Raw genomic sequence first — 22,657 nt, 5'->3', positions numbered from 1 at the left:
CTTAAAAGTTTTTTAACCTACTTTATTATAGCAAATTATTTAGTGGGTTTTGTTAAATTTTCTTCAGTAGTATCGGTATCAGTTGCGTTAGTATCAGGAGCTATCAAAGCTTTATTTGTCACGGCATAAAAGTATGTAGGATTTAGCGTATCGTAAAAGAGTTTTATTTTTGCTTCTTGGTATAGTTTTTTCTCTTTTATTTCCGTAATTTTCCCAACCAATGCACCTTTATAAAAGATATTGTCAAGTCCGCTTGTTATTACCAAATCTCCGACTTTTATAGGTTTGAATTTCGGGATATATTTGATTATGTTTTCTTTTCCGTAAAAAATACCCGGAATTTCGTTTTTTCCGATATAAACGGCATATGAAGTTTTAGGGTTTGAATTTAAAAGAGCCACTCCGTAATTACCGACTCTTTTTACTATCATTCCGGCAGCGAAATTATTATAAACAAGCCCTATCGGATGAGGTACGGGCTTATCAAACGTAACATATACGGAAGTGAAATCGGGAAGTTTTACGTATGAAACCGCTTGAGTAAATTCAAGCCCCGGTTTTCGGATGAATTTGAATTTTTTTAAATCTTTGCAAGTATAAAATATCGCATTTAGTCTGCTAAGTTCAAATGAGAGTTTTTTGTTTTTTTCTTCAAGTTCTTTAATTAGTTTTTTGTTGTTTGAAATTGCGTTTAGTTCGTCGTTTATGTTTTTTTTGAGGTTTAAAAAAGTCTCTTTTATCACGTTAAATGCAATAATGACGTTTTTCTTTACAAACGGAATTTGAAAAAACAAAATAAGAAGAACGGAAAAAAGAAAGATGTAGCGTTTATTCATCTATACTTGCTAAAAGCTCTATTTGGTCGAGCGCTTTTCCGGTCCCTTTGGCTACCGCCAAAAGAGGCTCTTCGGCAATATACACAGGCAGTGACACAAGGTCGCTTAAGTATTTATCAAGCCCTCTTAAAAGAGCTCCTCCACCCGTTAAAACGATTCCGTTTTCAACGATATCTCCCGCCAAATCAGCAGGTGTCTCTTCAAGTACTTGTTTTACAGCCTCGCCTATCTCTTTTACAGGCTCTTTTAACGCTTCTCTAACATCCTCGCTCGTTACGGTGATAGTCTCAAGAAGTCCTGAGATTCTGTTTTTACCTTTTACAAGCATTTTCAATTCTTTATCAAGCTTAACGGCACTTCCGATTTCTATTTTTATCTCTTCGGCAGTTCTCTCACCGATTACGAGATTGTATTTTTTATTTACGTAATCCACTATACTTCTATCGAATTTATCCCCAGCTACTCTTATCGATTTACTCACGACAAGCCCGCCAAGAGAAATAACCCCGATTTCGGTCGTACCTCCACCGATATCGATAACCATACTACCTTGAGGGTCTTTTACCAGAAGTCCGGCTCCTATCGCCGCTGCCATAGGCTCTTCTATAAGATAAACTTCTCTTGCCCCCGCACTCATAGCCGATTCTTTTACGGCTTTTCTCTCTACTTGAGTGAGTCCGTACGGCACGCAAATTACGATTCTCGGTCTGATTAAAGTTTTTCTATTATGCACTTTTTGAATGAAATATCTTATCATCTCTTCGGTTACGCTAAAATCGGCGATAACCCCGTTTTTCATCGGACGAATCGCTACGATGTCTTTTGGTGTTTTTCCGATCATATCTTTTGCTTCTTTACCAACCGCCAACACTTTTTTTCTATGTTTTCCTTCTTTAATAGCCACCACGCTTGGCTCGTTTATTACGATTCCTTTTCCTTTTACGCTAACAAGCGTATTTGCGGTCCCAAGGTCGATAGCCAAGTCGTTACTAAACATACCGAGTATTTTATTTAGCATTCTCTTCCTTTTTAATCAAAATAGGCTCAGCTTTATTTTCGATAACATCTCTTGTAATTACAACTTTGTAGCCTTTATATTCAGGCAGATTAAACATAATATCAACCATCGCTTCTTCCAAAATCGCTCTAAGTCCTCTTGCACCCGTTCCTCTTTTGATAGCTTTATCGGCAATAGCTTCAAGAGCGTCTCTTTCAAACTCAAGCTCAACTCCGTCAAGCGCAAAAAGAGCTTGGTATTGTTTGATTAACGCATCTTTCGGTTCCGTTAAAACTCTTATCAAATCGTCTCTATCAAGCTCTTTTAAAGTGGCAATAACCGGAAGTCTTCCCACAAGCTCAGGGATAAGTCCGTATTTTACAAGGTCTTCAGGTTCTACGAGTGAGAAAATATCGTCTTTTGAGAGTTTTTCTTTCGTTTTACCCAAAAATCCGACGGTCGCACCCTCAAGTCTTCTTTGGATAATCTCTTCAAGTCCCTCAAAAGCACCGCCGCAGATAAAAAGAATATTGGTCGTATCTATTTGAATAAACTCTTGGTGAGGATGTTTTCTTCCGCCTTGAGGCGGTACGTTTACGATAGAACCCTCGATAATTTTCAAAAGAGCTTGTTGCACTCCCTCACCGCTTACGTCTCTTGTAATGGAAGGATTTTCACTTTTTCTTGCGATTTTATCTATTTCATCGATAAATACGATACCCGTTTCGGCTCTTTTAATATCTCCGTCAGCCGCTTGGATAAGCTTCAAAAGTACGTTTTCGACGTCTTCTCCTACATATCCGGCTTCTGTTAGAGATGTAGCGTCCGCTATCGCAAGAGGTACGTCAAGCATTTTAGCAAGCGTTCTTGCTATAAGCGTTTTACCGCTACCTGTCGGTCCTATCATTAAGATATTCGATTTTTGAATCTCAACGTCTTGAGTGTCCCCGAAAAGAATTCTTTTATAATGGTTATAAACGGCAACCGAAATAATTTTTTTCGCTCTTTCTTGTCCTATTACGTATTCGTCAAGATGAGCTTTTATCTCTTTTGGAGTCAATAGTTTAATCTCTCCGGTATGTTTTTTTTGTTTTTTAACGGCGCCCATAATAATATCGTACGCATGAAGCACACAATTTTTACAAATAAACGCTTTATTATCCGGCGCGGCTAAAAGCGGATTGTCTTCGGTTTCCACACTGCCGCAAAAACTACACTTTTCTATCATATGGTATTCCCCTTTTCGAATTTAATACGAACTCTGCCAAATGTCTGACATACTGATTTTCGCTTTTCATAAGCTCCTCGGCCACCTCTTTAATAGGCTTTCCGCTCTCAAAAAGCGCTTTATAAGCTCTTTTTATTTCGTCTATATCGCTTCTATCTTGAAATCTTCTCCTAAGCCCCGTAAAATTAAGACCTCTGAGTTTTGCTCTGTTTCCTTCGGCGATAGTATAAGGAGGAATATCCTGAGCTACCGCGCTGGCTCCTCCTATCATTGCGTGTTCTCCTATTTTTACGAACTGATGAATAGGTGTCATTCCGCCTATTACGACATAATCTTCAAGCACCACGTGCCCCGCAAGTGTCGCAGCGTTTGCCAAAATACAATTGTTTCCGATAATTACGTCGTGAGCTACGTGAACGTATCCCATTAAAAGATTGTTATCTCCTATTTTAGTAACTCCGCCGCCACCTTCGGTACCCGGATTTATAAGAGTGAATTCTCTGATTTTATTGTTGTTTCCGATAATCAGTTCGGTTTTTTCCCCGTGATATTTCAAATCCTGAGGTTCGCTTCCAAGCACCGCATGGGAATAGATATGGTTATTGTCTCCTATCGTAGTATAACCCGTAATAACCGCATACGGCTCGATAATATTATTGTCTCCTATTACAACGTTTTCGTCGATTATTGCACCTTCGCCTATTTTGCAGTTTTTACCTATTTTTCCTTTAATAATCGCTTTCATGTTTATACCTTTGTTAATTTCCCCCTGCTCTCCCTATTTATCCATAATCATAGCTTTTAGCTCGGCTTCGCTTACAAGCTCGCCGTCAACATACGCTTCACCTTTTAAATGCCAGATTTTACCTCTGTGTTTGATAGTCGATACTTTATATACGAGTTTATCTCCCGGAAGTACCGGCTTTCTGAATTTCGCTTTGTCGATACTCATAAAATATACGACTTTTTCGCTTAATTCGTCTTTATCCATTACCGTAAAAGGCAAAATCGCTCCAGTTTGAGCCATCCCTTCGATTATCAATACTCCCGGATATATCGGATGTCCGGGAAAATGTCCTTGAAATACGCTATTAGTAATCGAAATATTCAAATACCCTTCAACGTATTCGCCATTTTTTACATCAGTAATTCTATCCACTAATAAAAACGGATATCTATGAGGAAGCATTTCTTGAATCTGATTGATATCGAAAACCATATGAACCCTTTTTTTATTAAAATTCTATCAAAATTTCTTTATTGTCAGAGTAGATTTTGGAATTTATATCGATATCGTATCTCACTTCCTCAAATTCGTCCAAAACTATTATCGGACTGAGATTAAATTCCGTTTCGGTTATATTTTTTCTAACTTCAAGTTCTTCTTGAATAGTTATAGGTTTTTTATAAATTTCTGAAACATTATCGTATCTTTTATTTAAAATTTCGTTAATTTTGGAAACTTTTACAAAAATTACCTGAGCTCTGTTGGCATATCCTATGCCGTTTTTTTCAAACTCTATTCGGACTCTTTGGGGTCTATCAAGATACGAATAAAAAAGCACATAATTTGCAATGACCTTTTTTTTAACCTCAACTTTAGCACTCAAAAGTCTATAATTTAAAAAATTCTCTTTTATAATCTTATATTTTTTCCCTTTATCTTCAAGTTCGATTCTCTTTTCGTAAATTTCGAGTTTTTCTTCTATACTGCTCGGAAGTATTTGAAAAGGCCAAGGCGAAATAAGCTCGTCGATAATCTCCTGATGTGATTTTTGCTGCCATATTCCGTAAATACACCCGCAATAATCCTGCCTATACATCTGATTTTCTCTGGCGTATTGCTGCTGGGCTTGAGTACCGCCTTTTTTGCGAAAATCAACGTTTATAAAATCAACTCCGTATTTTCTTTTTACCACTTTGCCTATAGCTTCGAGCTGTTCGTGAGATTTCATAGGAGACATAAGAAGTGAAGTAGTCACTTTATTATCACCCTTTTCTTTTGCGAATCTCGCAGCTTCTTCCAAAGACAAATCAAAACAGACACTACACCTGCTACCCTTTTCGGGCTCGTTTTCCAAGCCTTTGGTCTTTTGATACCAGGTCAAATAATCATACTCTCCCTCAACATACTCAATTCCCAATTTTTCGCAAATTCTTTTGGTATCGAGACTTCTTAGTTTAAATTCGCTGTAAGGGTGAATATTGGGGTCGTAAAAATAGCCTACAATCTCTTCATTAGGATACTCTTCTTTTAATCTTTTCAAAAAATACCCGGCATCGACACTACAACAAAGATGAGCAATCATTTTCGGCCTTTAAGAGTGTAAGTTTGAAGAATAATAGCAGAAAAAGAGGAGATTAGCTAACCTCCGGACAGCTTATTTCTACGTAAATCAAAAACGTATCACCCTCTTCGTTTACTACGAATCTGTGTTTTTTACAAAATTTTCCGTTCATATAGTTTGCAAGTTTTAGAGCTTCAAGCTCCGCTTCTTCTTTTGTTTGGAAAGTTTTCGGAAATTCCATCTCCGCTCTTTTTACGCATCCGCATCTTTTTTCTATATCCACTTTATACATATTTGCTCCTTTTAAGATAAAATTTGTCCGAAATATATCAAATTTTTTTGCAAATTACAATTTTTTTGATATATTAAGCCAAAAAAAAGGAAACCCATGAGTATCAAAAACGAAATGACGGCGCTTGTCGGCGGATGTACGAGCGAGGGTACCAAAATATTAGTACCACAAAATCTAAAAGACGAATTTAAAAAAATAACGATTACTACTTTTGATATCCACACGCAAGACGACTCAAACGGATATGATTTGATAATAGAAGAAACACCCGGGGATTTAATCAAAGGATATGAAAAACTAAACGACAAAGGTATCTATATCACAACTCCTAAAAGTTTGACGGATAGGGATTTGTTCGCGTCTCTTAGCAAACTTTATTGGATAGTGCTTCCTTTTTATTACCTTGACGAAAACCTAAACGCAAAACCTCTTGTTTTCGCAAGCAAAAAATTCCACCCGACAGCGGATATCATAAGACACAGAAGCGATTTCGTGGAAAATACGAAATATTACACAACGGACGTTCATATCGCTGCTTTCACTCTTCCGAAATATATTTTCGAACAAATCAAAGACGTAATAAAACTATAAATGAATACTAAATTTTCAAACGCAATAGTCCTCACGGGCGGCATAGGCACGGGCAAAAGCACCGTGGCCTCTTTTTTAAAAATGTACGGCTACAAAATAATAGACGCGGACGAAATAAGCCGTAAAGTTTTCGAAGAAAAAAAAGAGACGATAAAAGAGATTTTCGGCACAACGGATAGAAAAGAGCTAAGAAAAATAGTCTTTAACGACAAAGAAAAACTAAAAACATTAGAAAATCTTATCTTACCGGAAGTGAGAGACAGAGTGCTTGAGATGGCAAAAAAATACGAAAAAGACGGAGTCGCCTATTTTGTGGATTTGCCTCTTTTTTTCGAAAAACAAAACTATCCCGAATTTGACAAAGTTTTAGTCGTATATGCTCCAAAAGAGCTTCAAATCAAAAGAGTAGTCCAAAGAGACAATGTCAGCGAAGAAGACGCAATAGCCGTTTTAAACAATCAAACGGATATAGAAATAAAAAAACAAAAAGCCGATTTCGTTATTGATAATTCAAAAGATTTGAAACATCTTCAAAAAGAAATCGAAGAGTTTATTAAAAAAATATAAGTTTTTGTTATAATTAACCAAAAAAGGAGGGGAAAATGAAAAAAACAATCCCTGTAAAATCAATACCGCTTGCAAATACAAAAGAAGGTATCATCTCAATCTCTCACATCGAAGAGCCTTACGGCGAAGGTAGCAAGCCGGTAGTTAGTATCGGAATTTCACTTGACGGAGACGAAAGCAAACCGGATTGGAAAGCACATATTCCTTATGAAAACATAGACGACGTAATTGCCGCTTTACAAGAAGCAAAAGAGAAATTCGGAAATTAATTTTTCTTTATTTTCGTAAAGAAAAATCCGCTGTAAGCGTCTTTTGGGAGGATTCTTATACATTTTTTGACTTCGGGATTATACTCTTTATCTTCCCATTTTGTCATTCCCTCTTGAATATTGTCTATTGGCAAATCTACTTTAACAACCTCGGCGTTATCGTATCTGTTTAATAAAAAGTCGATAACTTCTTCGTTTTCTTCGGGAGAAAACGTACAAGTGGCGTATATCATCTCGCCTCCGGGTTTTAAACACTCAAACGCCGAAATAATAAGCTCTTTTTGGAGTTTTGAAAATCTTCTTACTCTTTTTAAGTTCCACCATGTAATCCCTTCGTCCAAATCTATATGAGCTTCGCTGCTACAAGGCGCGTCCAAAAACACCTTATCAAAAATAGGACCCGTCGCTTTATAGACGAATCTTCCGTCTTTGTTGTATGTTTGGATATTTTTTGCGCCGTGTTCTTTAAAGTTTCTTTTCATTCTGAAAAATCTCTTTTTATCGGGCTCTACGGCGCTGACTTTACTTGCTTTTTCGCTAAAAATCAAACTTTTCCCACCCGGTGCCGCTGCCAAGTCCAATACCCAGTCATTTTCGTCGATATCAAGAGAGTTTGCGGCTATTATCGAAGAGAGGTTTTGGATATAGATTTTATTTGAAGTGTAAGGTTTTGATTTTGTCACCTTTTTTCTATCCTCGATAGGCAGCGTATATACGTAATCGCTCCACTCAACCTTTTTAGGATTATACCCCTCTTCTCTTAGCTCATCAATCGCCTCCAAATCCGCTTTGTGTCTGTTTATACGAAATGAAAACTCTTTTTTTTCTTTTAATCCGTCGATTATTTTTGGATTTATCTTTTCGATTCTCTCAAAAAACACCTTCTCCATCAAATAACCCTTTCGTATTCGTCAAATCCGAGTTTCCACACCTTAACCCCGCAAAATCTCTCTCCCTCCGGACATACAGGTCTGATTCCCTGAGCGTATCTTATGCTGCACGGCGGCAGGAATTTATCCGCAGCTTTTACACCGGCTTTTTTTAGCTGTTTTACCTGCTCGTATACGATATCGAAAATCTCCTCTTGAGCGTTATAACATAGCCTCATTTGAGCTTTATGCGCAAACTCGTTAAAATCGTCATGTTCTACAATCTCGATATTGTGAGCGTTGAGTAACGCGTAAGCGGCTTCACCGAATCCCAAAACGTCTCTTTCTTTTTCGAAAAACTCATACGACTCTTCCACTGCCCTTTTATAAATTTCAAGACTCTCGCCTTGAATGATAGGCGGAATATAATAGTCTCTTTTGTAGATATCTTCGAGTTTGGGACGTACGGCGGGAGAGCGTCTGTGGCGCTGATTTTGAGCGTCGGCACTTAGTGAGAGCTTGATATAAGAATTAAAACCGCCAAGAATCGATTCGTCCAAAAGCATACTGCTAAGCCTCATAACTCCGGCAAAATTTTCGTTTAGCTCGAAATCGTAATCTACGATATCAAAAACTTTTACTCTCTCATCGCCAATATTTTTGGCTTTTTTGATTTTTTCAATATCGATTTTCGGAAAAACTACTTTTTCGTTTTTTGCAAAATCAATCAAAGGCGCTAAGTTTTCATCTATTCTTAACATCTCGATTTCAAGTTTTTTTGCAAACTCTTTTGCTTCTTCGTTGGCTTCAGGCATAACTTTTGCGGCTGTTATGTATCTAAGTGCCGTAATTACGTTTATCGTATGATAAAGGTGTGCGTTCATACCTTGGGGCAGCAGGTATCTCGCAAATTCCTGAGCTCTTTTTTTAGCCTCTTTTTTCTTGAATTTAGGAAGTACTTTTTCTATTTCGGGAGTCAGTTTTTCAATAAGCTCTTCATAATAAAAAAACATCTTTTCATAGTATTTTTTCCACTTTTCTTTGTCGGCATTTTTAGGATATGTGAAGTTTTCTATTTTCATTTTCGCATATCTTTGGCTTACCTGCTCGGAATTGTAAAACGGATGAGAGTGAAGCATTCTCCAAATCAAAAGCCTACTCATCCCTTCAATCAAAATAGTAAAATGATAATGCATAAGAGTCGTGTGATGTCCGGCTTTGAATATAGAATCTAAAAGCTCATTTTTCTTATCCCACTTTGCAGCATCTTCCGGAGTTACGATATGTTTTCCGAAATAACAGCTCCTCGCACTTCCTACCGCAATATCCGTTGGTTTGTAGTTTAAATCAAGTATTTTTATATTCATCAGCGCCCTTTAAATTCGAAAAATTTATTATTGACAAAAATCAAAAATTTCCCGTCTTTTTTATAAATTTTGAATATTTTAACATTTTTTGCGAATTTATCTATAGTACCGACATTTTCTTTGAAATTATCAACACTCTCAGCTCTTATCAAAGCACCTTTATATACCACCCATTTTACGTAGGGTTTCGGGATTTTATATAACGAATTAAAAGTTCTAAGCGTTATGGTATCGATTTTGGGGTTTGCGGTTTTTGAGACGTTTATTTCATCGGCGTTTATTATGTCGTAATAGAGAGTTTTTATAAGATAGTCGCTTTTGTCTTCTTTTTTGCTTTGCAAAATAGACTCGGTTCTTTTTAGAGAAGTTAAGATATTGCTCATAGCCACAAACACAAAAGCCAAAAGAAGAGTGGATATCAAAACTTCAAGTAACGTAAAGGATTTTCTCATTTTACCTCCACTCCGAACACTTCGGCTCTGTTTTCCTTATCAAAAGATACGAGTCTGTTTATTTGGATGTTTTTATTTTCGATTTGGGTTTTTAAGTCGATTCTTTTTTCGAAATTTATCTTTTTTCTTTTTAAAATATCAAGCGTAAAATCGTCCGTAATATTAAAATCTCTCACCACCTCATCAAGTCTTCCGCCTCTTTTTTCGCAAAAAACAAGAGACGAATCGAGCAAAAAATCGTTTCTTTTTTTAAATTTTTCATACAAACTAAAAGAATCGGAACTCAAATTCAAAAAAACAGCCGCCGCAAAAAACAAAATCATCACGGATATAAGCACCTCAATAAGTGTAAAAGCTCTCATTTTAACGCCTCGTTTAGAGAATTCATATAATCTTTAGCGTCTTTTAAAGAAGAAAATTCCCTAACCCAAAGAGGTTTGAAAAAATAGACTTTTTTCTCTTTTACTATCAAAGAATCTCCTACTCCGTTTTTCATTTTATAAACGAAAAGATGATTTTTAAATTTCAAAGGATTGAAATTGTTATCGTAAGTTTGAAATTCGGAGTATCTGAAGTTTATTTTCTTTTTTTTGCCGTTTTTTATTATATAAACCGAATTTTTATCAATATAAAGCTCTCCGCCTGGGTATAAAAGAGCCCTTATGTCTTTGAAAGTATAAGTTTTCGAGTAACTCGGAAGTTTTATCACCAAAAAAGAGACAAGAGAGATTAAAAAGATTACTAAAATAAGCTCGATTAAAGTAAAAGCTCTTTTTATTGCTGACACTCTGAGAGTCTTATATCTTTATTCTCGCCGCTGCCGCCCTCTTTTCCGTCGGCACCAAGAGATATGATATCTATTTTTCCTCCGTTATTTACGTAAATATACGGATGTCCCCACGGGTCGCGCGGTAGTTTGTTTGAATTTAAAAATCCTCCTTCGGGATAGTTTTTATATTTTTGGGGATTCGGATTTTGAATGAGAGCTTTTAGGCCTTCTTGAGTCGTAGGATAGGTACCTTCTTGAATTTTAAAACTATCAAGCGCGTTTTTTAGATTTTTCATCTGAACGCATACCAATTTCTCTTTTGCCTGCTCGCCTTGTCCGATGATATTAGGTATCACAAGTCCGGCAATTAATCCTAAAATAATTATAACAATCATAAGCTCAATTAAACTGAAAGCCTTTTTCATCTTTGACCTTTTTGTATAATTTTATCAAAAAAGGTATTTATGAGAAAATCAATAGCTCTTTTTTTAACACTTATATTTTTAACGGCCGCTTTTGTAATTATCGGTATGATAATAAAAAACTACCAAAAAATAACCTCAAAAGATTACACTTTTATCTCTCAAAACAGCGTAATAATTAGCGATACTCTAAATACCTTGAAAAATTTGGATATCAACTCATCCGAAGATTTAAATAAAATCTTGGGAGAATTTCCTATAACTTCAAAAAACGGCGAATTTAGAGGTGTTATTTCCATATCGGCTATTTCTACGATAAACATCAACGACTATTACAAAAACAAAAAAATAGACAAAAACATAGATAAATTAATCGATTTTTTGGCTTTAAAATACGATATTAAAGACCCTATTTATTTAAAAGATTTGATTTTGGATACGATAGATAAAGATAAAATCGAAAGAAGCGCATACAGCGAAATAATAAACGAAAATCCTTTTTTTCAAAACGGAAAAATTTACACCAAAAAACAATTTTCAGAACTACTAAACTACTATCAAAAACAGACCCTTGATAAAAATGTAAAAAAAGTACCTTGGAAAAAATACTTTAATTTCTATATTTCGCAACTTTATAATCCGCAAAAGGATATAATTACTCTCAATGAAAAAAACGAAACCGATTTTAATATAATATCTTTTGAGAAAGCAAAAAATTTCTACGTCGAAATAGGAATAGATTATGCTTATCATTCCAAACAAAAGATAAATATAATTTACGATATAAAAAATAAAAAGGTTTTAAGAGTTGAGGTCGATCCTATATACTAAATTTTTCAAAGAAGAGATAAAAGAACCCGTAAATGTTATCCTCTCGCCCGAATTTTATTGGATAAAAAAAATAGATATTCCGATAAAATCCCTAAAAGACGCCAAAAAAATAGCAAAAACCCAATTCAAACTCGACGAAAAAAAATATATCTTCGATGCGATAGAGCTAAACGGAAAATTTTACGCACTCGCTTTTGAAAAAGACCTCAAATTAAATATCCCTCAAAAATTCATAAATTCGATAAGAATAGCACAAGTGGAATTTTTTGATTATGAGTGCGTAAAAATAGACCAAAACCATTCGATTAGAAAAATTGACGATTTGCTTTTTTGTTTTCCTCAAAGCGGAAATTGCAAAAGTGCGGAAGAAATTCTAAAAGAAATAAAACTCTCAAACAAAAAATTTAATCTCATAAACCGCCTCGAAATAGACAAATCGATACTGATATCTTCGGTTTTGATATTTATACTTTTAAATTCGGCTATTATTTTAAAAATCTTTTCGCTAAAAAAAGAGCTAACCTCCATACAAAACCAAAAAGATAAAATTTTAAGCGAATACAAATTACCAAAAACATCTTTTGAGCTAAATTCAATTCTTCAAAACCTAAAAACCGAATATCAAAAACAGGTAAAAATAAAAAAAGATTTGGAATTCGTAACAAAAACACCTCTTAATAAAGGGGATTTTTTCAAAAAACTATCGTTTGATAAAACGTATGAAGTGGTAATCAAAACTTCGAAAAATTTAGACGGTTACTTTAAAAAAAGATTTGAGATTTTAAATTCCTCATACCAAAACGGAATTTATAAAGCGAGTATGAAATGAATAAAAGAGTAGTGATTTTACTTGGGATTTTGGCGGTTTTGATAACAGCTTTTTTATTTAAAGAGTACCTAAAAACCCTAAACCAACTAAAAGAAGAATACCAATATTCGACAAAAATCATAAAAACAGCAAAAGAGATAGAGTATCTAAAAACAAGATTCAAACCTATAATCCCGAGATACTGCAAAGCAAATCAAAACGACGGAAAAATAACCCTAACGTGCGATAACCTAAATTCTTATAAACTTAGAGAAATAAATAGAGTACTTAAAAATTCCAAAATCATCTCACTAAACATAGAAAAAAACAAAACCCTAAAAGCGGTTTTGGAGATTGAAAAATGAAAAAGATTTTAATTTTTCTTTTGGGGTTTTATATCGGGGCTGTAATTTTTATGCCTAAAAAAGCCATTTTTTATAAAATCCAGGAATTAATCCCGCAAATAAATATTGAGGCTCAAACAAAACAAACCCCGATTTCTCTAAATTTACAAAACGTAAAGATTTTTTATGCCTCAATAGATTCGGCCGATATAAAAAAAGTGAAAATTTTTCCTTTTATTTTATACAACCAAGCCGACATTTACGACTTAAACGTAAAATCGATAAATTTAACTCTTAAAAACATAAAAATAATTTTTACTCCGTTTTATCCTATAAAAGCTTTTATTTTCGGAGACAACTTAAACGGTTTTATAAATTTAAAAGAGAGAAAAATCCATATAACCTTTAAAAATCCTCCTTCATCAATCAGAGGATTTCTCAAAAAAACTGAAAAAGGATATGTTTTAGATGAGCGCTATTAAAAATATTTTATTATTCGTTTTAGGTCTTGTCGGTGCTCTTTTTTTATGGAGTGTAGTTGAGATATTTTTGCCTCACGCTCCTAAAATTTTCGTAAATATAAAAAAAGAGTTTTTATATTTCGATATAGACTTAAGAAGAATATTTTCAAAAACAAAACCTCAAATAGTAACAAATAGATACGATACTTTGCAAAATTTCACGCTAAAAGCCGTATATCAAAACGACGGCAGAGGATTTGTAGTGCTTGAAAAAAACAAAAAAACTTATTTTGTGGATTTAAACAAATCCATTAACGGCTACAAACTCGTAAAAATCAACCAAAATTCGGCCGTTTTCGAAAAAAACTCCAAAAAATACATCTTAACATTCAAAAAAATAAAAACCCCTAAAATTTACAACGTCCCGGATGTAAAAACTATTAAAAAAGAGACTCTTGAAAACTACAAAAGAAACCTCGCTAAAGTGTGGAAAGAAATAGGTATAATAAAAACAAAAAACGGATATTTGGTCACATACGTAAAACCTAAAAGCATTTTCGATAAATTAGGATTGAAAAAAGGCGATTATATACTCGAAATAAACGATATTCCTCTAAAAAGCGACGCTGATGCTTGGAGGGCTTATAATTCTATTGATAATTTTAATCAAATCGATTTGACTATTAAAAGAAACTATCAAATAAAGGTATTACACTATGAAATTGATTAAACTCTTACCACTGATTTTCGTATTGACGTTTGCAAAAGTCAATCTTAATTTTCAAAATTTGGATATCAACGACTTCATAAGAATGGTTGCCAAAATAACTGATAAAAACATCCTCATAACCCAACCGCTTGTCGGGAAGGTCAATTTCGTATCGGTCAAACCCGTTAGCGAAAGCGAAGTTTATGATATTTTGCTTAGCGTATTAAAAAGCAAAGGATATACGATTATCAAAGACGGAAACGTCCTAAAAGTGGTAAGAAGTTCCGAAGCTATAAAAGAAGCGCCTCCTCTAAATTCTAAATTTTACGAAATACAAACGGCTATTATTCCTCTTCATAACATCTCGGCAAGAGACGCTTATACTCTTGTAAATTATTTGGTAAGCAGATACGGAAAAATAGTCCTGAATATCCCAAAAAACCTCTTAATCGTAACAGACTATCCTAAAAACATAAAACTTATAAAAGAAATTATCGCAAAAATAGACAACCAAAAAGCAAAAGACGTCAAATTCATTCACTTAAAATATACCGACGCCGCCAATATTTACGGCAAAATCAAAGATATAGCAAACGGAATATTCGATAACAAAATCTACCAATACAAAATCATAGCCGACGAAAATTCCAATACCTTAATTATCGTAGGTGAAAAAAGAGTCGTAAACAAACTCTACTCAATCGCAAAAAACTTAGACATCAGACCTAAACCTACAAACCAAATAACTCAAGTAATCACTCTAAAAAATTCGGACGTCACGAACGTGGCAAAAGTACTTCAAAACATAATAAAAGTAAAATTCAAAAAAAATCCGCCATCCATTACGGCGGCAAAAGAGACCAATTCTCTTATTATCGTAGGTGATTTAAAACAGATACAGATGCTAAAAATGGTAATAAGCGCACTTGACATACCAAAACAACAAGTTTACGTTAAAGCTAAAATCTTAGAAATCAGTAACTCTAAAGCTTCTCAAATAGGAGCCAAATTCGGAATTTACGCAGGTAGCGGAGAAAACGGATTATATACTCTAAGTGCGAATTTGGGAGGTCCTGCCGTCGCATTTAACGTAGCGGATTTAGGGCTTGCAATTCCGACACTAAAACAAGGTATTGCTCTTGGGGCCACTCTTGATTTATTGGAAACTTTAGGTGCGGCTAAAAAACTTAGCGAACCTTCGATTTTATGTATAAACAACACACCATCAACCATTTACGTAGGAAAAACGGTATCGGTACTTACCGGAAAAACCACTTCCACAGTTACGAGCGAGAGCTATACAAGACAAGATATCGGTCTTACTTTAAAAATCACCCCGAGAATCGACAGCGATAACAAAGTATCTTTAAAAGTCGAATCCGTTATCGAAGATATACTCCCGGGCTCCGTCGTAGGGCTTCCTACCACTTCCAAAAGAGAAATCAAAACGACTACAATCGTAAACAACGGCCAAAGCATAATTATCGGAGGACTTGTAAAAGACAACAAAGACATCACTATAAAAAAAGTACCGCTTCTTGGAGATATTCCGATTATCGGAGCTATTTTCAGACACAAAGAGGTAAACAACGACAAAACGACCCTTGCAATTATCCTAACACCTTATATCATCAAAAAAAGCAGCGATTTGGATAAGCTTAGAATGACACTATCAAAACTAAACGCACTTGAGAAAAAATTCGTAAAAGAGTACATCAAAAAACACAAAATAACAATCAAAAAGCCAAAAAAACAAATAACTTACGACCCGGCAAACGGATATGATTATGAAGAGCGTTAAAAATATAAACCCAAAAGCGATAGAGCTTGAGAATTTTAATTTGGAAGAGGGAATTAAATTTTCTCTTCTTCCCGCACTCTTAGAAGATAAAAAAGTTTTCGTAACAAAAGAAAACGACTATGTAGATGCACTAAACTACTACAATAAACTCTCCATTCCTTTTGAAATAATTATGACTGACGAAGAGTCTTTTAATAGGCTTTTGAATCAATATTTAGAAGTAAAAACAAAAAAAGACCTTGAAGACAATATCGATGAAGTGATAGAAGAAGAACTCTCACTTGAAGATTTCGTAAAAGAGAGTGTTGATATTCTAAACTCTGAAAACTCAGCTCCTGTTATAAAATTCGTAAACTCTATGTTTTTTCAAGCCATCAAAAAAAGAGCGAGCGACATACACATAGAAACACACGAACTTTTCGGACTTATCAGATTCAGAATAGACGGCGTGCTTATAACTCAGGCAAAAATCCAAAAAAAACTGACAGAACTTGTAATTAACAGAATAAAAGTTATTTCTAACTTGGATATTTCGGAAAAAAGAGTCCCCCAAGACGGAAGATGTCAGATAAAAATAGCAAATAAAACGACCGATATCAGGGTCTCTATCATTCCTACCTATTTCGGCGAAAAAGCCGTTATGAGGATTTTGATGGAGAGTGAGGATATTCCGAGTCTAAAAGAGCTCGGCTTTAACGAAGAAATAACACAAGGTTTTAAAGAGCTTTTGGAGCATTCATACGGAATGATTTTGGTTACGGGACCTACCGGAAGCGGAAAATCGACCACCCTTCATAGCTTCTTACAGACAATCTCGACACCGGAAAAAAATATTATAACCGTAGAAGACCCTGTAGAATACAAAGCGGACAATATCAACCAAATTCAAGTAAATAACAAAGTGGGACTAACTTTTGCAAAAGCCTTAAGAAGTATTCTGCGCCAAGACCCCGATATCATAATGGTAGGTGAAATAAGAGATAAAGAAACGGCCACAATAGCCATCCAAGCGGCACTTACCGGACATCTGATGCTATCTACTTTGCATACCAATAACGCAGCCGCTACGATTACGAGACTTATGGATATAGGGATTGAGCCTTTTTTAATTTCATCAAGCCTGATAGGTATTTTATCTCAAAGACTCGTTAGAAAACTTTGCGATTGCAAAACGGAAGACAGCTTGGAAGAAATTGAAAAAATCGTTAAAAAAGAGCCTCTTTTGCAAAAATACGAAATTTCAAAAATCTATAAACCAAACGGCTGCGCTAAGTGTAATTTTACAGGATATGTCGGAAGAAAAGCGGTAGGAGAGCTTTTTATAATGAATGATGAAATAAAAGAGATGATAGCAAAAGGCACAAACGATATAGAGCTCAAAAGCGCTATGATAAAACACGGAATGAAAACTTTAAAAGAAGCGATTTTCGAAGAAGTACTAAACGGCACGACCTCTTTAAAAGAAGCGATTAGAGTAGGATTAAAGGACTGAGTTGAAGTTTAAATACGTAGGATTTAATAAAGAGGGTAAAAAAGTAAAAGGCATAATAGAAGCTTCCGATATTCAAGAAGCCAAACAAAAACTAAGCAATATCGCAATTATAGATATCAAACAAAAAAGAGGCTTTAATATCTCTTTTGGCAGCGTAAAAAAAAGCGAGCTTGCTAAAATTTTAAACGTTATAGGCTTATACTTAAAAGCTTCCATTCCTCTAAAAAAAGCGATTAATCTTGCAAAAAATCAAACTCAAAATCAGAAACTACAAAAATTCCTATCTTTTATCGAAGATGAGATAAAAGAAGGAAAAACGTTAAGTGAAGCGATTAAAAACCAAAAAATCATAAAACTACCTCCATATATCATTCACTCTATACAAATAGCCCAAAACAGCTCCAATTTGGATTTGATACTTATTGAAAACGCAAAATTTTTACAAGAAGAAGATAAAATAAACTCAAAATCGACCCAAGCTTTAATCTATCCGAGCTTTATAATCATAATAAGCCTCATACTCGTAATAGTTATGATGAATACGGTAGTGCCTAAAATAATAAAAATATTCCAAAATCTCAACCAAAATTTGCCTAACGTTACGAAAATAACAATCTCAATTTCTCATTTTTTGCAAAATAATTACATTTTACTATCCGTAGGTTTTATTATCGCTCTTTTAGCCTTTTCGTTTGCATATAAAAAAGTATTGTTTTTTAGAAAAATAATCGACTCTTTAATTCTTAAAACTCCTCTTTTAAAAAGATTATCCATCTCAAAAAATTTAGGCAGATTTTCATCGCTAACGTATACTCTGACAAATTCAGGAATCCATTTTATGAATGCGGTCAATTTAGCCTCGAAAACGATAGATAACGAAATATTAAAAGAGAAATTTCAAAAAGCCCTAAATGAAGTTTTGGAAGGTAAAAAACTATCAACTTCCCTTAAAAAACAAAATTTTCCCGATATAAGTTTTATTGAAGCGATAGCTTTGATAGAAGAAACGGGTGAAAGCAAAAACATTATGCAAAATCTAAAAGAAATATATCTTCAAGAATACCACTCAAAAGTTTCGATACTGCTCTCTTTATTAGAACCGATTATGATTTTGATAGTGGGCGGAGTTATAGGATTTATCGTAATATCAATGCTTTTACCGATATTCAGTATGAATGTGATGAGGTAGTTTTTACATACCAAAGAGCACACAAAAAACAAACCACATATAAAATTCTCCCCAATACATTATGAGCCAAATCAAAATAAGAAGCGTTTATATTCGAAAGAAAAACAACAAAAACAACTCTCAAAAGATTTACAAAATACAAAAACAAAGCCCCTAAAAAGTAATATTTTAATCTTTTAATATCAAAAAACAACAATATCAAAAACCATATAATAATTCCCAAAAATCCGTTACAAGAATCCAAAATATAAATTTTAAAGCCGTTATCCAAAACAAAGTAATTTTTTATATTTTCAAACGGCAATAAAAGCTTTAAAATCAATATCATCAGCTTTGTAAAAAGAGGGTTTAATAAAAAATAGAGGGCGAAAAGCCCAAGAGAGATTATTATTTTCTTCTGAAGATTAATAGCGCTCCTCCAAGAAGTGCAAGAAGTGTCGCAAAATCGAATAACGGAGCGGAACCTCCTCCGCTTCCGCCATCATTGCTTCCGTCATCACCGGTATTATCATCTCCCGTATTAGTACCGGTATCATCAGTTGTATTCTCAAATAGAGTTTTTGTATCGAATTTTTCAGAAGTATAAGTTCCGTATAGATACATATTGTATCCGCCTATGTAATAAACGTCACTTCCGTCAGTTACAACATGACTACCGGCAATACTGAATCTATTAACAATATTTTCAAATTGAGAGTTATCCATAACTTCGTATCTGTTTTCATCCGGATAATATTTAACTACCGCATCAATAGATTGTGCGTTTTCATCAACTCCACCGAATAACAAGATATATTTATCATCAACGTTTACACATTCTCCTAAATACCATTTTCCAGGAAGATTAGCGATATTAGTCCATGTGTCGTTATCAGGGTCATAAACTTCCGCCGTATCCGAAATTTCTCCGTTTGTAGTATATCCTCCGAATACATATACTTTTCCACCGAACTCACAAGCAGCCGGTCTAACTCTCGGCTCGTTCATACTTGCAAGCTGAGTAACCGTATCATTTGAAGTATCGTAAGCATACACATTACTTAAAACGTTATTATTACTATCAAAACCACCTATAATACCGATATATTTTCCTAAAACTACAGTTTTCGGGAAACTGATTTGTTGCGGTAAATCTGCTCCGTTTACCCATTGATCGTTTGCAATATCATAATATTTTACGGTTTCATTATCTCCGTTTAAATCTATACCGCCTATTAAATAAATTTTACCATCAACAACCGCTCCGCCGTTATATAATTTATCTTCGGTAGTAGAAGGAGTTATACTATCCCAACTATCATTGCTTGGGTCATAAACGTCAATTTTCGTATAATCTCCCGTATAAAGAAAATCTCCTCCTCCGGCAACGTAAATTTTTCCGTCATATAATCCAGCAACTCCACCATAAGCGTGCTGATTCGGCATATTCGCAATCATTTGCCATTTAGAAATATATAAAGTGTTTGAAGAATTTACATCTCCGTTTTGAACGATAACTTCCCTTTGAGAATCTACAGGCACTTTGAAAGTTATGTTTTCCCCGTCCACATTAGTAACTTCAGCTTCAGTATCTCCAAGCCAAACTTTAGGCTCGCTACCCGCATTTGCAACTTTTATCGTAGCAGTATCTCCGGTAACGCTCATTACTTTTTTAGTTCCGTAAATAAATGGCGGTGTAGGTCCGTTTACGATATTTTCCACATCATCAACCGTACCCATAATAGGTAAATCCACTCTATCGCCATCACCGATAACTCTTGAAATCTTAGAAATCATATCTTCGTTGTTTAAAGAACTAAGAAGTGCATAAGTACCCGTAACTACAGGCGTCGCCATAGAGGTACCTGCCCACGCTTCGTAAGTGTTGGTATTATTAAAATCACCTATCCTAACGTCATCGATATATACGCCGTCTCCGTTATTACCGTCTCCGTTCGTAGATAACCCGTATACGATTTTAAATTCATCCGTTTTATAATATTCAGGAATAGGAATACCTACACATTTCCAATCCCCGTTAGTAGAACCGGTAGTATAATAAACAACATTTACTTCACCGCTATTTTTATCATAAAACCCTACAAGCAAATAATCACCCGCCGCCAAATCGTTATTCATACAAAAATCAAGCGCGATAGGATTTCCTTTTTCAGAACTTAAATCTATATTTCCGGAATAAATAACTTTTACACCTGCGCTATCGTCGTAATTTCCTCCTGGAGAATCCGTAAGAGAATAAGTCCCCTCATGAGCTTTCGAATCCGTAGTATTCCAATCCCCGCTATCTACGGTCCAATTGCCAAGCCCGTTTTCAAATCCGTCGTCAAAATCTTGATTTCCAGTATCATTTCCGTCTATAAAATCGGTCGTACTTAAGATATTAATTCCAGGAGCCCCAACTTGAACCGTTTTTTTACCGTATTGAGAAAAATAAGTCAATTGCTGATTTTCGTCTGTCGCTGCAACGGCTACTAAATTATCCACGTTATAACTTGCAGGAAGTGCCGGCAAATCGTAATAAAGAGCGTCGTTATCCACTCCGCTATTTCCTGCGGCCGCAAAAAATACTATTCCTTTATCTCCAAGAGAAGCAATCGCATCTTTCATAGGAGAGTTATCGGCATCTCCTCCGAATCCTCCGTAAGAAGCGTTGATAGCTACGATATTTACACCATTGTCTTTCATTTTCAAAACATAATCTATCGCTTCTAAAATATCGCTGTCATACGCTCCCAAATTCGGTCTGAAAACTTTTAAAGACAAAATCTTTACATTCCAATTAACACCGCTAATACCTACTCCGTTATCTCCGACAGCACCAACAATTCCGGCAACGTGAGTTCCGTGAGAATCTATATCTCCGGTTAAAGGTGCATTGTTTCCGTCTAAGTCATACGCAAAATCATACCCGTATACGTCATCGACGTATCCGTTGCCGTCGTCATCAACTCCTGGGTCTCCGTTAAGTTCTTGTTCGTTAACCCAAATATTATCTTTTAAATCTTCGTGTTGAAGAGATAATCCCGTATCGAAAATCGCCACAACTACATCACTACTTCCGGTACTTTTATCCCAAACGTTTTGAACGTTAATATCAATTGCGTTATTATCGGCTCCGTCTAAATGCCACTGACTCGTAAACATAGGATCGTTAGGAGTCGCTTGAGGTTTTCTTGCGTAGTTTAAAGAAACCGCTTTTACTAAAGGATTTCTTTTTAGTTCTTTCATTACTTTAAAAACATTTTGTGTACTATTTAACTTTAAAATTCCAAAAGCCGTAGAAGAGTGTTTGTTTATAGAATTTAAAAATTTAACTTTAACGCCTAACGATTTAAGTTCGCTGCCAATCAAAGAAATATTTTTATTTCTAAATTCGACGATAATAGTGCTTTTATCATAATTTACATTTTCAAAAGCAGGTTTAATATCTTGAAAACTAAGTTTTTTTGTTTGAAAAATAGTAGTAGGAGTTATTTTTTTAATTATATTTTCATCATTTTGCTTTATAATATTTACACTTGAAAACTGAAGTGCAAACAATAAACTAGAGGCAACAACCGACATACCCGTTATTTTTTTCATACCTTTCCCCTTTTTATTTTTAAAATTATCCCCAATCAAAAAATTTTATCATAAATAGTGACAAAGAAAAAATAAAAGTGAAAAAAAAGATGAAGAATTATTCTGTAGTTTTACTTATGGTATCAGAGTCGATTTCTATTACCGTATGAACGTTACCTCTGGGGTTGAAATCCATAACGATTTTCATCCATTTAGGTTTCAGCTTATTATATAAAGTATCGAAAATCTCGTTTGCACTGTCTTCATGAGAGATATATCTGTTCATAAAAGAGTTGATGTAAAGTTTTAGAGCTTTTAGCTCCACAACCCACTCATCGGGAATATATTCAAGGTAAACGGTCGCAAAGTCGGGATATCCCGAGCGCGGACACTTACACATAAATTCAGGCAAAGTAATTTTTATTTTGTAATTTTTTTTATTTTTATTCGGCCATATTTCCATTTTTTCAGGGTCGAATTCAACTATCTCTTTTTCCCCGTATCTCAATTCATT

The 22,657-nt window shown here is 34.7% G+C and carries 27 protein-coding genes; 11 read left to right on the top strand and 16 right to left on the bottom strand.

Features of this window, described 5'->3' with window-relative positions; all coding sequences use genetic code 11:
* Positions 1 to 35 precede the first annotated feature (35 nt).
* The 7 genes from EDC58_RS08855 to EDC58_RS08825 are packed head-to-tail and all read right to left on the bottom strand — an operon-like array spanning position 36 to position 5,641.
* On the bottom strand, positions 36 to 836 hold the full coding sequence (locus EDC58_RS08855) for a rod shape-determining protein MreC (RefSeq protein ID WP_123353160.1): 801 nt from the start codon (positions 834 to 836) through the stop codon (positions 36 to 38).
* Positions 829 to 1,854 carry a rod shape-determining protein gene (locus EDC58_RS08850; RefSeq protein WP_123353159.1) on the bottom strand — a complete coding sequence of 342 codons (1,026 nt, stop codon included), beginning with the start codon at positions 1,852 to 1,854 and terminating at the stop codon, positions 829 to 831. Before EDC58_RS08850 ends, EDC58_RS08855 begins: the two co-directional genes overlap by 8 nt.
* The gene (gene clpX, locus EDC58_RS08845) at positions 1,844 to 3,061 is read right to left on the bottom strand and encodes an ATP-dependent Clp protease ATP-binding subunit ClpX (RefSeq protein ID WP_123353158.1); all 1,218 of its coding nucleotides are present in this window, start codon (positions 3,059 to 3,061) and stop codon (positions 1,844 to 1,846) included. Before clpX ends, EDC58_RS08850 begins: the two co-directional genes overlap by 11 nt.
* Positions 3,045 to 3,806, bottom strand: coding sequence for an acyl-ACP--UDP-N-acetylglucosamine O-acyltransferase (gene lpxA / locus EDC58_RS08840; RefSeq protein WP_123353157.1), 762 nt, complete (start codon positions 3,804 to 3,806; stop codon positions 3,045 to 3,047). Before lpxA ends, clpX begins: the two co-directional genes overlap by 17 nt.
* A 33-nt stretch (positions 3,807 to 3,839) precedes the next feature.
* Positions 3,840 to 4,280: a 3-hydroxyacyl-ACP dehydratase FabZ gene (gene fabZ, locus EDC58_RS08835; protein ID WP_123353156.1), complete on the bottom strand. Its 441-nt coding sequence runs from the start codon at positions 4,278 to 4,280 to the stop codon at positions 3,840 to 3,842.
* Between the two features lie 16 nt (positions 4,281 to 4,296).
* On the bottom strand, positions 4,297 to 5,370 hold the full coding sequence (locus EDC58_RS08830) for an epoxyqueuosine reductase QueH (protein ID WP_123353155.1): 1,074 nt from the start codon (positions 5,368 to 5,370) through the stop codon (positions 4,297 to 4,299).
* 52 nt (positions 5,371 to 5,422) lie between these two features.
* The gene (locus tag EDC58_RS08825; protein WP_123353154.1) at positions 5,423 to 5,641 is read right to left on the bottom strand and encodes a hypothetical protein; all 219 of its coding nucleotides are present in this window, start codon (positions 5,639 to 5,641) and stop codon (positions 5,423 to 5,425) included.
* 96 nt (positions 5,642 to 5,737) lie between these two features.
* Here EDC58_RS08825 and EDC58_RS08820 point away from each other — a divergent pair, with 96 nt between their 5' ends.
* From EDC58_RS08820 to EDC58_RS08810, 3 genes are read left to right on the top strand one after another with little or no spacing between them, the layout of a single operon-like run.
* Positions 5,738 to 6,232 (top strand): class I SAM-dependent methyltransferase, encoded by a 495-nt coding sequence (locus EDC58_RS08820; protein WP_123353153.1) that lies wholly within the window; start codon positions 5,738 to 5,740, stop codon positions 6,230 to 6,232.
* Positions 6,233 to 6,799, top strand: coding sequence for a dephospho-CoA kinase (gene coaE, locus EDC58_RS08815; RefSeq protein WP_123353152.1), 567 nt, complete (start codon positions 6,233 to 6,235; stop codon positions 6,797 to 6,799).
* A gap of 35 nt (positions 6,800 to 6,834) precedes the next feature.
* A complete protein-coding gene (locus EDC58_RS08810; protein ID WP_123353151.1) occupies positions 6,835 to 7,068 on the top strand; it encodes a hypothetical protein in 234 nt (77 codons plus the stop codon).
* Here the strand turns inward: EDC58_RS08810 and EDC58_RS08805 are convergent.
* Genes EDC58_RS08805 through gspG form a run of 6 tightly spaced genes read right to left on the bottom strand, consistent with a single transcriptional unit; the run spans position 7,065 to position 10,950 of the window.
* Complete coding sequence (locus EDC58_RS08805) at positions 7,065 to 7,958, bottom strand: RsmB/NOP family class I SAM-dependent RNA methyltransferase (protein WP_123353150.1); 894 nt, start codon at positions 7,956 to 7,958, stop codon at positions 7,065 to 7,067. The genes EDC58_RS08810 and EDC58_RS08805 overlap by 4 nt on opposite strands.
* Positions 7,958 to 9,304 carry an FAD-dependent thymidylate synthase gene (locus EDC58_RS08800; protein WP_123353149.1) on the bottom strand — a complete coding sequence of 449 codons (1,347 nt, stop codon included), beginning with the start codon at positions 9,302 to 9,304 and terminating at the stop codon, positions 7,958 to 7,960. Before EDC58_RS08800 ends, EDC58_RS08805 begins: the two co-directional genes overlap by 1 nt.
* Complete coding sequence (locus EDC58_RS08795; protein ID WP_123353148.1) at positions 9,304 to 9,756, bottom strand: PulJ/GspJ family protein; 453 nt, start codon at positions 9,754 to 9,756, stop codon at positions 9,304 to 9,306. Before EDC58_RS08795 ends, EDC58_RS08800 begins: the two co-directional genes overlap by 1 nt.
* Positions 9,753 to 10,118, bottom strand: a complete 366-nt coding sequence (locus tag EDC58_RS08790) for a type IV pilus modification PilV family protein (RefSeq protein WP_123353147.1) — start codon at positions 10,116 to 10,118, stop codon at positions 9,753 to 9,755. The genes EDC58_RS08795 and EDC58_RS08790 overlap by 4 nt, the downstream gene beginning before the upstream one ends.
* Positions 10,115 to 10,543, bottom strand: a complete 429-nt coding sequence (locus EDC58_RS08785; RefSeq protein ID WP_123353146.1) for a type II secretion system protein — start codon at positions 10,541 to 10,543, stop codon at positions 10,115 to 10,117. The genes EDC58_RS08790 and EDC58_RS08785 overlap by 4 nt, the downstream gene beginning before the upstream one ends.
* Complete coding sequence (gene gspG, locus EDC58_RS08780) at positions 10,531 to 10,950, bottom strand: type II secretion system major pseudopilin GspG (RefSeq protein WP_123353145.1); 420 nt, start codon at positions 10,948 to 10,950, stop codon at positions 10,531 to 10,533. Before gspG ends, EDC58_RS08785 begins: the two co-directional genes overlap by 13 nt.
* 39 nt (positions 10,951 to 10,989) lie before the next feature.
* On the opposite strand from gspG, the gene EDC58_RS08775 reads away from it, so the two are divergent.
* Genes EDC58_RS08775 through EDC58_RS08740 form a run of 8 tightly spaced genes read left to right on the top strand, consistent with a single transcriptional unit; the run spans position 10,990 to position 18,582 of the window.
* The gene (locus EDC58_RS08775) at positions 10,990 to 11,778 is read left to right on the top strand and encodes a hypothetical protein (protein ID WP_123353144.1); all 789 of its coding nucleotides are present in this window, start codon (positions 10,990 to 10,992) and stop codon (positions 11,776 to 11,778) included.
* Positions 11,756 to 12,607 (top strand): hypothetical protein, encoded by an 852-nt coding sequence (locus EDC58_RS08770; protein WP_123353143.1) that lies wholly within the window; start codon positions 11,756 to 11,758, stop codon positions 12,605 to 12,607. The genes EDC58_RS08775 and EDC58_RS08770 overlap by 23 nt, the downstream gene beginning before the upstream one ends.
* Complete coding sequence (locus tag EDC58_RS08765) at positions 12,604 to 12,951, top strand: hypothetical protein (protein WP_123353142.1); 348 nt, start codon at positions 12,604 to 12,606, stop codon at positions 12,949 to 12,951. The genes EDC58_RS08770 and EDC58_RS08765 overlap by 4 nt, the downstream gene beginning before the upstream one ends.
* Positions 12,948 to 13,412 carry a hypothetical protein gene (locus EDC58_RS08760; protein WP_123353141.1) on the top strand — a complete coding sequence of 155 codons (465 nt, stop codon included), beginning with the start codon at positions 12,948 to 12,950 and terminating at the stop codon, positions 13,410 to 13,412. The genes EDC58_RS08765 and EDC58_RS08760 overlap by 4 nt, the downstream gene beginning before the upstream one ends.
* A complete protein-coding gene (locus EDC58_RS08755) occupies positions 13,399 to 14,121 on the top strand; it encodes a PDZ domain-containing protein (RefSeq protein ID WP_123353140.1) in 723 nt (240 codons plus the stop codon). The genes EDC58_RS08760 and EDC58_RS08755 overlap by 14 nt, the downstream gene beginning before the upstream one ends.
* Positions 14,108 to 15,901, top strand: a complete 1,794-nt coding sequence (locus EDC58_RS08750) for a secretin N-terminal domain-containing protein (RefSeq protein WP_123353139.1) — start codon at positions 14,108 to 14,110, stop codon at positions 15,899 to 15,901. The genes EDC58_RS08755 and EDC58_RS08750 overlap by 14 nt, the downstream gene beginning before the upstream one ends.
* Positions 15,888 to 17,393, top strand: a complete 1,506-nt coding sequence (locus EDC58_RS08745) for a GspE/PulE family protein (protein WP_123353138.1) — start codon at positions 15,888 to 15,890, stop codon at positions 17,391 to 17,393. The genes EDC58_RS08750 and EDC58_RS08745 overlap by 14 nt, the downstream gene beginning before the upstream one ends.
* A gap of 1 nt (position 17,394) precedes the next feature.
* The gene (locus tag EDC58_RS08740; RefSeq protein ID WP_123353137.1) at positions 17,395 to 18,582 is read left to right on the top strand and encodes a type II secretion system F family protein; all 1,188 of its coding nucleotides are present in this window, start codon (positions 17,395 to 17,397) and stop codon (positions 18,580 to 18,582) included.
* Here the strand turns inward: EDC58_RS08740 and EDC58_RS08735 are convergent.
* The 3 genes from EDC58_RS08735 to queF all read right to left on the bottom strand — a co-directional run bounded on the left by EDC58_RS08735 (position 18,560) and on the right by queF (position 22,651).
* Positions 18,560 to 18,910 carry an exosortase/archaeosortase family protein gene (locus tag EDC58_RS08735; protein WP_123353136.1) on the bottom strand — a complete coding sequence of 117 codons (351 nt, stop codon included), beginning with the start codon at positions 18,908 to 18,910 and terminating at the stop codon, positions 18,560 to 18,562. The two genes, EDC58_RS08740 and EDC58_RS08735, sit on opposite strands and share 23 nt — an antisense overlap.
* A 59-nt stretch (positions 18,911 to 18,969) precedes the next feature.
* Positions 18,970 to 22,164: a S8 family serine peptidase gene (locus EDC58_RS08730; protein ID WP_123353135.1), complete on the bottom strand. Its 3,195-nt coding sequence runs from the start codon at positions 22,162 to 22,164 to the stop codon at positions 18,970 to 18,972.
* A 97-nt stretch (positions 22,165 to 22,261) separates the two neighbouring features.
* Positions 22,262 to 22,651 (bottom strand): preQ(1) synthase, encoded by a 390-nt coding sequence (gene queF, locus EDC58_RS08725; protein ID WP_123353268.1) that lies wholly within the window; start codon positions 22,649 to 22,651, stop codon positions 22,262 to 22,264.
* Positions 22,652 to 22,657 lie beyond the last annotated feature (6 nt).

This window comes from Caminibacter pacificus (assembly GCF_003752135.1).
GTDB classification, from domain to species: Bacteria; Campylobacterota; Campylobacteria; order Campylobacterales; family Nautiliaceae; genus Caminibacter; species Caminibacter pacificus.
Note: the sequence above shows the minus strand (reverse complement) of the source record. Positions and strands in the feature narration are given on the sequence as shown.

Coding starts and splice junctions, on each gene's coding strand:
- EDC58_RS08760 (WP_123353141.1), top strand. CDS start 12,948: ATGAAAAAGATTTTAATTTTTCTTTTGGGGTTTTATATCGGGGCTGTA.
- gspG (WP_123353145.1), bottom strand. CDS start 10,950: ATGAAAAAGGCTTTCAGTTTAATTGAGCTTATGATTGTTATAATTATT.
- EDC58_RS08810 (WP_123353151.1), top strand. CDS start 6,835: ATGAAAAAAACAATCCCTGTAAAATCAATACCGCTTGCAAATACAAAA.
- EDC58_RS08825 (WP_123353154.1), bottom strand. CDS start 5,641: ATGTATAAAGTGGATATAGAAAAAAGATGCGGATGCGTAAAAAGAGCG.
- EDC58_RS08820 (WP_123353153.1), top strand. CDS start 5,738: ATGAGTATCAAAAACGAAATGACGGCGCTTGTCGGCGGATGTACGAGC.
- lpxA (WP_123353157.1), bottom strand. CDS start 3,806: ATGAAAGCGATTATTAAAGGAAAAATAGGTAAAAACTGCAAAATAGGC.
- EDC58_RS08730 (WP_123353135.1), bottom strand. CDS start 22,164: ATGAAAAAAATAACGGGTATGTCGGTTGTTGCCTCTAGTTTATTGTTT.
- EDC58_RS08830 (WP_123353155.1), bottom strand. CDS start 5,370: ATGATTGCTCATCTTTGTTGTAGTGTCGATGCCGGGTATTTTTTGAAA.
- EDC58_RS08855 (WP_123353160.1), bottom strand. CDS start 836: ATGAATAAACGCTACATCTTTCTTTTTTCCGTTCTTCTTATTTTGTTT.
- EDC58_RS08805 (WP_123353150.1), bottom strand. CDS start 7,958: ATGGAGAAGGTGTTTTTTGAGAGAATCGAAAAGATAAATCCAAAAATA.
- clpX (WP_123353158.1), bottom strand. CDS start 3,061: ATGATAGAAAAGTGTAGTTTTTGCGGCAGTGTGGAAACCGAAGACAAT.
- EDC58_RS08775 (WP_123353144.1), top strand. CDS start 10,990: ATGAGAAAATCAATAGCTCTTTTTTTAACACTTATATTTTTAACGGCC.
- EDC58_RS08755 (WP_123353140.1), top strand. CDS start 13,399: ATGAGCGCTATTAAAAATATTTTATTATTCGTTTTAGGTCTTGTCGGT.
- EDC58_RS08790 (WP_123353147.1), bottom strand. CDS start 10,118: ATGAGAGCTTTTACACTTATTGAGGTGCTTATATCCGTGATGATTTTG.
- EDC58_RS08750 (WP_123353139.1), top strand. CDS start 14,108: ATGAAATTGATTAAACTCTTACCACTGATTTTCGTATTGACGTTTGCA.
- EDC58_RS08795 (WP_123353148.1), bottom strand. CDS start 9,756: ATGAGAAAATCCTTTACGTTACTTGAAGTTTTGATATCCACTCTTCTT.
- EDC58_RS08735 (WP_123353136.1), bottom strand. CDS start 18,910: ATGATATTGATTTTAAAGCTTTTATTGCCGTTTGAAAATATAAAAAAT.
- coaE (WP_123353152.1), top strand. CDS start 6,233: ATGAATACTAAATTTTCAAACGCAATAGTCCTCACGGGCGGCATAGGC.
- EDC58_RS08850 (WP_123353159.1), bottom strand. CDS start 1,854: ATGCTAAATAAAATACTCGGTATGTTTAGTAACGACTTGGCTATCGAC.
- EDC58_RS08765 (WP_123353142.1), top strand. CDS start 12,604: ATGAATAAAAGAGTAGTGATTTTACTTGGGATTTTGGCGGTTTTGATA.
- EDC58_RS08745 (WP_123353138.1), top strand. CDS start 15,888: ATGAAGAGCGTTAAAAATATAAACCCAAAAGCGATAGAGCTTGAGAAT.
- EDC58_RS08800 (WP_123353149.1), bottom strand. CDS start 9,304: ATGAATATAAAAATACTTGATTTAAACTACAAACCAACGGATATTGCG.
- fabZ (WP_123353156.1), bottom strand. CDS start 4,280: ATGGTTTTCGATATCAATCAGATTCAAGAAATGCTTCCTCATAGATAT.